Raw genomic sequence first — 12,511 nt, 5'->3', positions numbered from 1 at the left:
CGCTATGTGACCATCCCATTAACCCCATGGAATATCAGACGACTTGAACGGCTGGCTTAATCCTGTCTATGACGCGTGACGGAATGCCTTACTATAGACAACTTCCCTGTCAACGGCAAATGGGGCGGGCACCATAAAGCACCCGCCCACTCGCTCCAACGGCTCCCCCAAAGGGGACCGCATGGATACAGCTCTTACTTGATCTCGACAGTAGCGCCGTTCTCTTCCAGAACCTTCTTGATCTTCTCGGCCTCGTCCTTCGTGGCGCCTTCCTTGATGGTCTTCGGAGCGCCCTCGACCAGGTCCTTGGCTTCCTTCAGGCCCAGACCCGTGATGCCACGGATTTCCTTGATGACGTTGATCTTCTTGTCACCAGCCTTGGCCAGAACAACATCGAACTCTGTCTTCTCGGCAGCAGCTTCACCACCAGCAGCCGGAGCAGCAGCAACAGCAGCAACCGGAGCAGCAGCGGAAACGCCCCACTTCTCTTCGAGCAGCTTGGACAGCTCGGCAGCTTCCAGAACGGAGAGAGCGGACAGTTCGTCAACCAGTTTTGCCAGATCGGCCATGATAATATCCTCTAAGATGCGTAAATGTCAGGCGGCGTCGCTCATGCGGGCCACCCCGTTAATCAAGCGGCTTCCGTGTCGCCTGTTCTGGCATAGGCACCAAGAACGCGAGCAAGCTGCCCAGCCGGAGCCTGGGTGACGCCTGCGATGCGGGTTGCCGGGGTACTGATCATACCAACCAGCTGTGCACGCAGCTCGTCCAGAGATGGCAGGGAGGCCAGTGCCTTGACGCTATCAGCCGTAAGGGTCTGATTGCCAAGGGCACCACCAAGTACCACCAGCTTGTCATTCTTCTTGGCGAACTCGACCAGCACCTTCGCCACGCCAACCGGCTCATCCGACCAAGAAATGGCCGTCGGGCCTTTAAGCAGCGGCGCAATGCCGTCGAACTGGGTCCCATCCAGAGCACGGCTGACCAGCCGGTTCTTCGCAACCCTGTATGTCGCACCTACAGCGCGGATGTTGCGGCGCAGTTCTGTCGCATCGGCAACCGTCAGACCCAGATTCTGGGTGACGACAACCATGGACGTGCTACCAAACACCTTGCTGAGGGACTCGACAAAGGCCCGTTTTTCCGTACGGTCCAAAACCTGTCTCCTCGTTAGTCCGATTGCTCGGACCAGGTTACCCATAGGCCCTGCCCTGCCCAAAGGCACAACAGAGCCCGCTCGCCTGTCCATGATAAGGAAGACCGCATCGCACCCAGAGGGCCTGATACGCTCTGCCCGTCTCACGCCTGCGCCCGAAAAGGGCTTTAAGGGATGACACCCACATGCGTTCTAGGACAGGAAAGGAGCAGCCTGGGCTGCTCCAGAACACCACCCTGGAGGGTGGCGATTCCATAATCTCCCCTCAATCAGCCTTCAAAGCTGGAGAGATCGATACGCACACCTACCCCCATTGTGGAGGAAAGTGAAGCCTTTTTCAGATAAGTCCCCTTCGCACCGGACGGACGGGCCTTCTGGAGCGCATCCACCAGAGCCTTCACGTTCTCAGCCAGCTGGGACTCGGAGAAAGAAGCCTTGCCGACGCCAGCATGAACGATACCGGCACGCTCGGCACGATATTCCACCTGACCGGACTTGGCAGCCTCAATGGCACCCTTGACGTCCATCGTCACGGTACCGAGACGGGGGTTCGGCATCAGGCCGCGCGGACCAAGAATCTTACCCAGACGTCCAACCAGAGCCATCATGTCCGGGGTGGCAATGCAGCGATCGAACTCGATCTCACCAGCCTGCACCTTCTCGGCCAGGTCTTCCGCACCGACAACCTCGGCACCGGCGGCGGCAGCTTCCTCAGCCTTCGGGCCACGGGCGAACACACCGACACGCAGCGTCTTGCCCGTACCGTGCGGCAGGGAGATCAGACCACGGACCATCTGGTCAGCATGACGGGGATCAACACCGAGACCGATGGAGAATTCAACCGTCTCATCGAACTTGGCCGTTGCGTTGCTCTTCACCAGAGCGACAGCGTCGTTCAGGGAGTACAGCTTGTCACCATCAACCTTGGCGCGCAGGGCGGCAATACGTTTGTTCTTGGCCATCTTCTCAGCCCTCCACCACATCAAGACCGATGGAACGGGCAGACCCTGCCAGCATACGCACGGCACCATCGATGTCGTTTGCGTTCATGTCCTGGAACTTCTTCTCAGCAATCTCACGCAGCTGGGATGTCGTCACGGACCCGACGGAAGACGCACGGCCAACCGTCTGGGAACCCTTGGTGATCTTCGCTGCCTTCAGCAGGAAGTAGGTGTTCGGCGGCGTCTTCGTAATGAAGGTGAAGGTACGGTCCGCATAGGCGGTGATCACGACCGGGATCGGCATCCCCGGCTCAAGACCCTGCGTCTTTGCGTTGAATTCCTTACAGAACTGCATGATGTTCAGACCGCGCTGACCCAGCGCCGGACCGACCGGCGGAGACGGGTTAGCCTTGCCAGCCGGAATCTGCAGTTTGATGTAGCCAACTACTTTTTTGGCCATATCCGGGACTCCCTAATTTACAGTTCCCGAACCGTGGTTGAGACGGCAGGGATCATCCCCGCCTCCCACGTTCGACTGAGAGGGTGCCTAGACCATTCCCCCCATACCGTCAAGCAGGAATCAGGGGTGCGCTGGCACGGCAGCTGCCCCCGTCAGGTCACGTTCCGCAACGGGTGGTTCGATCTCAGAACCCTTCTGCGGGGTTCCCACCGGCACCTCACCGGCGGGGCGGGCATGGTGCAGCCCCTCATACTGCAACGGCCCAATCGGATCGATGCTCTTTATGTCCGGCAGGAGCCTGTCCGACCAGCCGCCGCCAAGGGCACGGATGAGCCTGACCGTGGACTGGAGCTGCCGTGTCTGCGCCTGCACCTCCAGCAGGCGGGCCTTCAGCGCATCCTGCTGGGCCACCAGTGCATCCAGATAGTTCGTCAGCCCCCCCGTATAAAGAGCCATCGTCATGGCCTGTGTCCGCAGTGCAGCATCCACTGCCTGATGCTGCTGGAGCCGTTCCTGATGGTACAGGGCTGTCTGGCTCAGCCCATCCTCAACATCCTGAAAGGCCGCCAGAACCGTCGCCCGATAGGCGTCCACGCGTTCCCGATATTGCGACCAGGCCCGTTGCAGGGCCGCACGCCGCATCCCCCCCGTGAAAAGCGGCTCCACAGCCTGCACGGCCACCCGCCAGAACGCCTTGGAGATGCTGGCCAGATCAAACCCGGCATCCTCGAAGCCACCCGTCGCACTGATGGTGATATGGGGATAGAAAGCTGCCCGGGACACACCAATGGCCCGTGCAGCGGCAGCCATCTGCCGCTCGCTCATGGCCACGTCGGGCCGTCTCTCCAGCAGTGTGGATGGGATACCTTCCTTCACCCGGATGGTATCAAAATGCAGCCGGAAATCCTTGACCGGCTGGATGTGGAAGCTGGCAGGCACCATGTTCACCATGACAGCAATGGCATGTTCCTGCACCTGCCGGGTCGCCTCCAGATAGCTCCTTGCCGCCTGTGCGGAGTACAGCTCATTCTCCGCACGGGAGACATCCAGCCCCGCACCAATGGCCCCACCCTGCCGCAACCTCGTGATCTCCACGGCCGTACGGAAATACCGGATGGAATCATCATAAACAGCCAGCTGGGCATCAATCCCACGCAGTGCCATGTAGTTTGATGCCAGCTCGGCCTGGAGACTCAGCCTCGTTAGTGCATATTCAGCAGCCCCGGCCTGCGCCAGATTTTTCTGCATGTGCGTCTGGTTGCGGATGGCATCCCAGAAATCCGGCTCCCACGTGGCGGCACCGCTATAGGCGACGTTGGATTCATAAATGGGCGTATTGTTGCTCCGCCGCAGGAAGAGCCGCCCATCAGACTGCTTGTTCCGGCTCATCTGCGCCCCACCGGCCAGCTGCGGATACAGACGACTTTCCGTCTCACGGGCGATGTCACGCTCCTGCGTAAAAACTTCCGCCGCTGCCTGAAGGTCCGGATTATAGACATTCAGCCGCTCTTCCAGCTCATCAAGCTGGGGATCGTGGAACAGCTTCCACCATTCTCCCCGCACGACTGCATCGGCCGGCTTGGCATCCCCCATGATGCCTTTGCCTGCCCACCCCTCCGGGTAAATGAAATGTGGCCTGTGATAGTTCGGAGCCAGATCACATGATGTCAGAAAAAAAGAGAGCCCTCCTGCCAGAAGGGAGACCGTCTTCCACACCCCTGTTGCCATCAGTGCTGCCCCTGTTCCTGTCTGACAGGCGCAGAATCGGATGCCGTTGCCCCTCTTTCGCCCGGCTTTGCCTGATCATCAGGGCTGTTTTCCTCCGGTGGTGGCATCGCACCGACACGCCTCAGATCATTCGATGTCACATTCGGCACTGGCTTCTCAGTATCCTTGGGTTTGACATCATTATATCCACGGGTGGGTGTCACAACCCGGACCTCATCACCATCCAGCATGTCGGCTGTCGGATTGGCCACAATCTCATCATCCAGGGACATGCCGGAAAGAACCTGTGTCGTCATGCCAAAATTCGTACCGACCTGCACAGTCTCCAGCCGGACATGATGATTCACAACCTTGGCCACCTGCATCCCCTGGGCACGGAAGATGAGAGCACTGGTAGGCACAATCAGCACGTTCGGGTCGCCGGGAGCCTGGATATGCGCCGTGGCATAAGAATTGGGCCAGAGCAGTCCATCAGGATTGTCCAGCACCAGCTCGGTCGTCACGGTCCGGGTTGCGGCATTGAAGGCATTGGCCGTGGCCAGAAAACGGGCCTTGAACACACGCCCCGGATATTGTGGCACGCTGAGCTCCGCACTGATGCGGGGCGAAATGACACTGGCAAAATCCTGCGGTACCGATACGAACACACGGATCCGATGCACATCCGCCACGGAAAACAGCTCGGCGATCGCCCCCCGTGAATTGAGATTGCCCCCGGCCGCGTTCACATAATCCCCGACATTGACCAGACGGGACGTCACGATCCCATCAAAAGGGGCTACGATACGTTTGAAATTCTCCAGCGCCTCCACCCGTTCAACTTCATGGGCGGCAGCGTCAAGCTCGGCCTTCTGGGCAGCGGCATTGGCAGCCTGCACATCCACCTCCTGCCGGGAGACGGCCTGTGTCCCCCGCAGGGCTGTCCAGCGCTGCGTGGTAATCAGCGCCAGTTTGTAACGGGCATTGATAACCTCATAATGCGCCTTGGCCGCCGCGTACTGGGCATCAATGCTCGGCGTGCTGACCTCCGCCAGAAGGTCGCCCCGCTTCACATGGGCCCCGTAATCCTTGTACCACATCTTCACATAACCAGAGACCTGCGCATAGATCGGCGCCTCATACCAGGCTGCCAGATTGGCAGGCAGGTCCACGGTCCGGGTGGCAGGACCCGGCTGCGCCTTTATCAGCACGACACGGGCAATGGCACTGTCCTGCGTCTCCCGCACCAGCTCTCTCCTGTGCAGGGCACGCTGCACAAGCCCCAGTACAACCAGCCCTGCAAGCACCGCCAGAAGGATGAGAATCAGCAGGCGCCCCCTGCCACGAGCCGGAGATGGAGTCTGATGGGGGGACGGATTCATGAAGGTTCTCCTTCTGGAGTGGCCCGGTCACTCTTCGGGGCACCACCATGGATCAGGGCAAAAACGCAGGGGACAAACAGCAGCGTAGCCACCGTGGCCATCATCAGCCCGCCGATCACGGCCTTGCCCAGCGGCGCATTGGAGGAATTGCTGATGGACATGGGGATCATGCCGATCATCATGGCAAGGGCTGTCATCAGCACGGGCCGGATGCGTTCAAATCCGGCTTCCGAGGCGGCAAGAACGGCATTGCCGTGTTCCTCCAGCCGCTCCCGGGCAAAAGCCACAACCAGCACGGCATTGGCCGTGGCTGTCCCCATGCACATGATGGCCCCTGTCAGCGCCGGAACGGACAGGGTCGTATGGGTCAGGAACAGGCTCCACGCAATCCCGCCCAGAGCGGCAGGCAGAGCCATGACAATGACGAACGGATCCAGCCACGACTGAAAGTTCACGACAATGATCAGATAGACCAGCACGATGGAAAGCAGCAGCCCGCCAATCAGCTGGACATAAGCATTGTTCATCGTCACGACCTGCCCACGCACCACCATGCTGGACCCATGCGGCAGGTCAGGCCGGACGCTTTTCACCTCCCGGTTTACAGCACGGGACAGAGCCCCGAGGTCGATCCCCTCTGCCGCCACGTAGATGTCAAACACCGGCATGATGTTGTAATGGGAGACTTCCGCCGGTGTCCCTGTCTGTTCGATATGACTGACACCACCCAGTATCTGCATGGTCCCGTTCTGCGGGTTGCCATCCCCCTTGTCGAGCGGCATCTTCTCCAGGTCATTGAGGGTCTGGAGGTACATGGCCGGGGCCTGCACGTCGATCAGCTGTGAAGTGCCCTGCGGGTTGAGGTAATAAGTCTGCCCGACCTGCGAACTCCCCGAAAGGGTTGTCAGCACATTGAAGGCGATATCACGCTCCGTGATGCCGGTGCCCATGGCGAAACTGCGATGGGCATTGATGAGCATGGTCGGCTGGGTCATGGGCTGCTGGACACTGACATCCACCGCACCGGGAATTCTGCGCAGACGCTGGGCCAGACGGACGGCGAAGGCATAATTATGCTGGAGATCCCGCCCGACAATCTGGACATCAATGGGAGATGGCAGGCCAAAATTGAGAATCTTGGCTGTCAGATCGCCCGGCTGGAATGTGAAGCCTATCCCCGGGAAAGCCGTGCTGAGGGCCGTACGCAGGCGCTTGCGGTATTCGGCGATCGGACTTTCATCATCCTCCAGCTGAATGGTGACATCACAGTCCTGTGTTCCTGTCGTGGGAGAGGGCACCATGGCCTGGTTCATCTGGCTCATCGGCAGGCCGCAGTTATTGACGATCAGCTTCACCTGACCCGGCAGGGCCTCACGGATTTTCTTTTCAATCAACCCGCTGAGTTTGGCACTTTCCTCAATACGGGTTCCGACCGGAGCCCGGAAATGCATCTGCATGGTCCCGGATTTGATCTCCGAGAAAAAATCCTGCCCGACAAAGAAAAGCAGAAGAAGAGACGCCAGCGCACCGGAGAGGAAAAGAATGATGAACCGGGTCCGTATCGCCAGTACGGCCAGAAGAACATCATGATAACTTTGGCGGAACCGCTCGAAATATGCCTCAAACCTCTCCTGGAACCTGCCAAAGAAACCCTTTTTCCGGCTGGCATGGTCAGGATGGCGCTGCTGCTCCACCTGTGCGGCCAGAAGCCAGTTCGCCATCGTCGGGACGAGCGTTCTGGAAAGAACGAAAGAGGCAATCATCGCAAAAATGATGGCCTCGGCCATCGGCATGAACAGCCATCCCGCCACACCTGTCAGTTCAAAGAGCGGGAACCAGACAATGCAGATGCAGGTGGTCGAAACGAATGTCGGGATGACGATCTGGTTGGCAGCATCGACAATGGCAGGCTCAAGCTCCTTGCCCATATGAAGGTGGGCATCAATATTCTCGATCATCACCGTGGCATCATCCACGAGAATACCGACAGCCAGAGCCAGACCGCCCAGCGTCATCACATTGATGGATTGCCCGGCCAGGCTGAGGCCAATCAGAGCCGAAAGCATGGCCAGCGGAATGGAAACCGCTACGATCACGGTCGAACGCCACGACCCCAGAAAGAGCAGAACCGTCAGGCTGGTCAGGATGGCAGCGGTGATCATTTCCCGCACCACATCGACCACGGATTCCTTCACGAAGCTGGATGCATCGGTGAGAATATCCATGCTTGTGCCGGGGGGAAGCGTCTTCTGGATATCCGGCAGAAGTTTCTTCACCCCGCTCACCACATCCAGCGTGGAAGCGTTCCCGCTCTTCAGGATGACGATCATCACCGCCTGCTTGCCTCGCACCAGCACGGCGTTCGTCTGCGGCGGCCCACCCTTGTGGACCCAGGCCACATCCCGCAGATAGATGACGGAATTACCCACCTGCTTGATGGGCATCCGGTTGAAAGCGGCAATATCCATGGGGGCAGAATTGGTCCGCACCATGAAATCCATGGCACCGACCTTCTGATCCCCGGCCGGAAGCACGATATTCTGCCTGTTCAGGGCGCTGGCCACATCCACGGCAGAGAGACGGTGCGCCAGAAGCTTCACCGGGTCGATATCCACCATGATGTCCGCTGCCACACCACCATAAGGATTGGGGATGGCCGTCCCCGCTACGGAAACCAGCTCCGGCCGTATGAGGTTGGAGGCCATGTTATAGACCTCCGAAGCGGACATGTTGGGATTGTTGACCTGCAGGGTCAGGACAGGGACGGATGATGCATCCAGTGCCAGAATGAGCGGCGGCGTGGCCCCGGTGGGCAGCTGCTTGATGACCGTCTGGGACACGGAAGTGATCTGCGTCTGGGCAACGCTGGTATCCGTACCGGGCTGGAAGAAGATTTTGACAATCCCACGCCCGTAATAGGAGTTGCTCTCAATGTGCTCGATATTGTTGACGGTCGCCGTCAGGGCGCGCTCATAATAATAGACGATACGGCCGGAGACTTCCTCTGGCATCAGCCCTGTATAGGACCAGACAGCTGCCACCGTCGGAATCCTGATGTTGGGGAACACGTCCGTCGGCGTGCCCAGGATGGCCCTCACCCCGAAAATCAGGATCATGATGGACATGACCACAAACGTATAGGGCCGCCGCAGGGCGGTCAGGACAATGGCATTCATGACGGGCAGGACCCCATGTCGGACAGGGGCAGTCCCAGCATGAAGGCCCCCTCACCCGTCCCCGCTTTCATTCGATAGGCTGTCTTCTCTGTCTCGATACTGCTGGGCAATCTGTCTCTCCACCTGGACGGGCCACAGGTGCCCGAAGGCCCCAACCCTGCGTCCGGGGGATTATAACGACGCAACCCAAAGAAAAAATGCTTTTCATCTGAAAAGATTTTTAAGAACACGGTTCCGTTACCAGCCTTTTATCTGCCACGGCCCATCACACCTCACCCTGCGCACTGGGCCTGTTCAGGAACCGGGAAAACAAGACGGAACACGGTTCCGCTGCCAACATCCCCCTGACGGTTCTCATCAATCACGAGACGGGCCTCATGCAGCCGGACGATGGCCGCCACAAGGCTCAGCCCCAGCCCGCTGCCGGGCACGTGGCGGCTCTTGTCTGCCCGGTAGAAGCGGCCCATCACGGCATCACGCTCCTCCACCGCAATACCAACCCCGGTATCCCGCACCTCGAACCACGGTTCCCCCAGCTCGTTCCGCCCTGCCCGTAGAGTGACAGCTCCCCCCTCCCCCGTGAATTTCAGAGCATTGTCCAGAAGATTGGCCAGAACCTCGTTCAGCAGGTCGGCATCCCCCCAAAGCTCCACGGGGCCTTCATGAGGTATCACGGACAGGGTCAGCCCCTGCGTTTCTGCATTGGGCTCGTACAGATCAGCCATGTCGGCAATGAGAGGCATGATATCCATGCGCCTGAAACCAGCCCTGCGCTGACCATTTTCAATCTCCCCGATCCTCAGCAGGGCCGTAATGACAGAAAAACACTGCTCGAGATCCCTCTGGCACAAAGCCATTGCCTGCTCGAAGCGGAGCTCCTCCTCCGGGGTCGATGTCAACGCCTGTACAAAACCGTTCAGGCGATCCAGCCGGGCCTGGACACGGGCCAATGGTGTACGGAGATCATGGGCAATGTCGTTGCCAACATCCCGCATTTCACCCATCAGCTGCTCCAGACGGTCCAGCATTCTGTTGACCGACCCGGCAAGACGGTCAAGATCATCATGACCGCGCCCGACAGGCAGGCGCTCCCGAAGCTGCCCCTTGACGATCTGCTCGATGGAATGATGCATCTTGGTGATGCGCCCCAACGCACGGCGGCTGAGGATCATCCCCGCCATGAGAGCAAACAGTACGACCGGAACCATGGAGAACAGGGCGCATTGCCGGGCTACACGCCGCAGCTCATCCACCATGTGGCGGGAGCGCCCCAATACCAGAAGGCGGGTCTTCCCCGGCTGCATCCCCGGCACTTCCACCACAAGAAAGCGCATGACCGTCACGGAATGATCCGGCAGGACAAAGGAGAGGTTCTGGGTAGAAGGACTGGCCGTAAGCCCTGCGGGCCACGTTGTCATGTCCCCGGCTATGGGGTGATGGTCCCTGTCGAACAGGGCGGCAGCATTCAGGAAGATGCGCAGCTCGCTCGTGCTGCGTTCTTTCAGCCGGACCTCCAGATCACCCGGGGCCTCCTGCATCAGGACCGAAGCAGAACGGCGCAGCAGGTCGTTGGTGCGCAGCTGCTCATAAGTACTGATCTGCCCATAAAGCAGGATCAGCTCCAGCAGCATCCCCAGCACGACGACACAGACAAGCCCCAGCGTCAGCCGGAACGCCGCCGTACGAAACAGGTCACTCCGGGACACGCAGGCAGAACCCGGCACCACGGATGCTGTGGATCAACGGCTCCTCGCCATCCCGGTCCACCTTGCGACGCAGCTTGCCGATATGCACGTCCACCAGATTGGTGCGGGGGACGAACCGGTAATTCCAGACATCCTCCAGCAGCATGGTCCGGGTCAGCACCGTATTGGGGCGGCGGATCATGTATTCCAGCAGCCGGAACTCCCGTGGCAGAAGGTCGATTTCCCGCCCGTCCCGTCGCACCCGCCGTTCCAGAAGGTCCATCTCCAGCGGCCCCAGCTTCAGCATGGAGGTACGGCCATAGATGGGACGGCGCAGCAGGGCTTCCAGCCGGGCGGCCAGCTCTTCCATCACGAATGGTTTTGTCAGGTAATCGTCCCCGCCCGCCTTCAGGCCACTGATGCGGTCATCCACGGCTGACAGGGCCGACAGGACCAGAACCGGCATGGTCATGCCCTGCTCCCTCAGGGTCTCCAACACGCTCAGCCCGTCCATGCCCGGCAGCATGCGGTCCATCACCAGCAGGGCATAATCATCCCGGCGGGCCATCTCCAGCCCCTCGGTCCCTGTTGCTGCACGTGAAACCTCATAGCCACGCCCGCACAGATCCCCCACGATCTCTTCCGCAAGACTGTCGTCATCCTCGACAAGAAGGAGCTTTACCGGGGCCTGTCCCTCACCCTCCAGCGGAGCATCGCTGGGCCATGGCTGCCGTTCCATCTTCTTCATCTTCTTTTCCGCCGCCATCGCATCGCCCCTCCTCTGGCCACCATCACACACCAGACCGCCCTGCCGCAGCCTGTCCGGCCGCCACGCCACTGGCCCAGGCCCACTGGAAATTGTACCCTCCCAACCAGCCTGTCACATCCACGGCCTCTCCGACAACATACAGCCCCGGTACCGTGCGGGCCTCCATGGTCTGGGAGGACAGGTCTCTCGTATCCACACCGCCCCGCATGACCTCTGCCTTGGCGTAACCCTCCGTACCCGCCGGGTGGAGAACCCAGTCACTCACCTGCGCTGCCAGGGCACGCACCGCCTTCGCTGGCTGTTCCGCCAGCGGGCGGTCATCCAGCATTCCAGCAACCAACACCTTCACCAACCGGGCAGGCAGGGCCTCCAGCAGGGCGGGCGCATGAGCCTTCGGGCGCTGCTGGCAGATACCCCGCATATCCTCATGAACATCACGCCCCGGAGCCAGATTCAGGCGCAGGGCTTCATGCCCGTCCCACCATGACGATATCTGAAGGATGGCCGGGCCGGACACACCCCGATGGGTGAAGACCATCCCCCCCGTGAAGACCGGCTTCTTCCGACCGGCCAGCGAAGCCGTGACCTGAAGGGACACACCGGCAAGATTCGGCTGGGCCGCTTCAAGACGAAAGGGCACGAGGGCCGGAGCGGGTGGCACAATCCGCAGGCCGAACTGCCGGGCCAGCTTCAGGGCAATGTCGGTGGCGCCCAGCTTGGGCAGGGCCAGCCCCCCCGTTGCCAGGATGATGGACCGTGCCCGCACCGGCCCCTGTGATGTCTCCAGTGTGAAACTGTGACCATCATGGCTCACATCACTCAGGGAACAGCCCAGCTGGAACGTAACCCCGCCAACCCGACATTCATCTTCCAGCATGGAAACAATCTGCCGGGCCGATTCATCGCAGAAAAGCTGTCCCTCTTCCTTCTCATGCCAGCGAATGCGGTATTTCTCGACAAGGGACAGAAAATCCTGCGGGCGGTACCGGGCCAGAGCGGAGCGGCAGAAACGGGGATTTTCAGAGCGGTAATATGTCCAGTCCGCCTTCAGGTTGGTGAAATTGCACCGCCCACCACCAGAAATGAGAATTTTCCGCCCCGGCTGATCGGCATGGTCCAGAAGGACAGTCCGCGCGCCCCTCTGCCCTGCCGTGGCAGCCGCCATCATGCCAGCTGCCCCCGCCCCCATGACGGCCACATCCCACATCACCATGTCTGCCCCACGCCCTTCATGA

General features: G+C 60.1%; 10 protein-coding genes. All 10 read right to left on the bottom strand.

The genetic code is table 11. The features are described 5' to 3' along the window. Nucleotides 1-194: 194 nt before the first annotated feature. Nucleotides 195-569 carry a 50S ribosomal protein L7/L12 gene (rplL, locus tag DTJ15_RS06680; RefSeq protein ID WP_043557822.1) on the bottom strand — a complete coding sequence of 125 codons (375 nt, stop codon included), beginning with the start codon at nucleotides 567-569 and terminating at the stop codon, nucleotides 195-197. A gap of 62 nt (nucleotides 570-631) precedes the next feature. Beyond that, complete coding sequence (gene rplJ, locus DTJ15_RS06675) at nucleotides 632-1,156, bottom strand: 50S ribosomal protein L10 (protein WP_043557820.1); 525 nt, start codon at nucleotides 1,154-1,156, stop codon at nucleotides 632-634. A gap of 269 nt (nucleotides 1,157-1,425) precedes the next feature. Continuing rightward, nucleotides 1,426-2,118 carry a 50S ribosomal protein L1 gene (gene rplA / locus DTJ15_RS06670; protein WP_043558313.1) on the bottom strand — a complete coding sequence of 231 codons (693 nt, stop codon included), beginning with the start codon at nucleotides 2,116-2,118 and terminating at the stop codon, nucleotides 1,426-1,428. A 4-nt stretch (nucleotides 2,119-2,122) separates the two neighbouring features. Then, nucleotides 2,123-2,557 carry a 50S ribosomal protein L11 gene (gene rplK / locus DTJ15_RS06665; RefSeq protein ID WP_043557819.1) on the bottom strand — a complete coding sequence of 145 codons (435 nt, stop codon included), beginning with the start codon at nucleotides 2,555-2,557 and terminating at the stop codon, nucleotides 2,123-2,125. Between the two features lie 120 nt (nucleotides 2,558-2,677). Then, nucleotides 2,678-4,285 carry an efflux transporter outer membrane subunit gene (locus DTJ15_RS06660; RefSeq protein WP_043557818.1) on the bottom strand — a complete coding sequence of 536 codons (1,608 nt, stop codon included), beginning with the start codon at nucleotides 4,283-4,285 and terminating at the stop codon, nucleotides 2,678-2,680. Next, nucleotides 4,285-5,646, bottom strand: coding sequence for an efflux RND transporter periplasmic adaptor subunit (locus DTJ15_RS06655; RefSeq protein WP_052348862.1), 1,362 nt, complete (start codon nucleotides 5,644-5,646; stop codon nucleotides 4,285-4,287). The genes DTJ15_RS06660 and DTJ15_RS06655 overlap by 1 nt, the downstream gene beginning before the upstream one ends. Beyond that, nucleotides 5,643-8,822, bottom strand: a complete 3,180-nt coding sequence (locus tag DTJ15_RS06650) for an efflux RND transporter permease subunit (protein WP_249109692.1) — start codon at nucleotides 8,820-8,822, stop codon at nucleotides 5,643-5,645. Before DTJ15_RS06650 ends, DTJ15_RS06655 begins: the two co-directional genes overlap by 4 nt. Before the next feature lie 272 nt (nucleotides 8,823-9,094). Beyond that, a complete protein-coding gene (locus DTJ15_RS06645) occupies nucleotides 9,095-10,528 on the bottom strand; it encodes a HAMP domain-containing sensor histidine kinase (protein ID WP_043558309.1) in 1,434 nt (477 codons plus the stop codon). Next, nucleotides 10,515-11,246 (bottom strand): response regulator transcription factor, encoded by a 732-nt coding sequence (locus tag DTJ15_RS06640; RefSeq protein WP_052348917.1) that lies wholly within the window; start codon nucleotides 11,244-11,246, stop codon nucleotides 10,515-10,517. The genes DTJ15_RS06645 and DTJ15_RS06640 overlap by 14 nt, the downstream gene beginning before the upstream one ends. A gap of 52 nt (nucleotides 11,247-11,298) precedes the next feature. Beyond that, nucleotides 11,299-12,483 (bottom strand): aminoacetone oxidase family FAD-binding enzyme, encoded by a 1,185-nt coding sequence (locus tag DTJ15_RS06635; RefSeq protein ID WP_103765282.1) that lies wholly within the window; start codon nucleotides 12,481-12,483, stop codon nucleotides 11,299-11,301. Between the last annotated feature and the right edge of the window lie 28 nt (nucleotides 12,484-12,511).

The sequence above is a fragment of the Parasaccharibacter sp. TMW 2.1891 genome (assembly GCF_023337675.1).
Lineage (GTDB): Bacteria > Pseudomonadota > Alphaproteobacteria > Acetobacterales > Acetobacteraceae > Bombella > Bombella apis.
This window is presented reverse-complemented; position numbering and strand designations above follow the sequence as displayed.

Coding starts and splice junctions, on each gene's coding strand:
- rplL (WP_043557822.1), bottom strand. CDS start 569: ATGGCCGATCTGGCAAAACTGGTTGACGAACTGTCCGCTCTCTCCGTT.
- rplA (WP_043558313.1), bottom strand. CDS start 2,118: ATGGCCAAGAACAAACGTATTGCCGCCCTGCGCGCCAAGGTTGATGGT.
- rplK (WP_043557819.1), bottom strand. CDS start 2,557: ATGGCCAAAAAAGTAGTTGGCTACATCAAACTGCAGATTCCGGCTGGC.
- DTJ15_RS06660 (WP_043557818.1), bottom strand. CDS start 4,285: ATGGCAACAGGGGTGTGGAAGACGGTCTCCCTTCTGGCAGGAGGGCTC.
- DTJ15_RS06655 (WP_052348862.1), bottom strand. CDS start 5,646: ATGAATCCGTCCCCCCATCAGACTCCATCTCCGGCTCGTGGCAGGGGG.
- DTJ15_RS06650 (WP_249109692.1), bottom strand. CDS start 8,822: ATGAATGCCATTGTCCTGACCGCCCTGCGGCGGCCCTATACGTTTGTG.
- DTJ15_RS06640 (WP_052348917.1), bottom strand. CDS start 11,246: ATGGAACGGCAGCCATGGCCCAGCGATGCTCCGCTGGAGGGTGAGGGA.
- DTJ15_RS06635 (WP_103765282.1), bottom strand. CDS start 12,483: ATGTGGGATGTGGCCGTCATGGGGGCGGGGGCAGCTGGCATGATGGCG.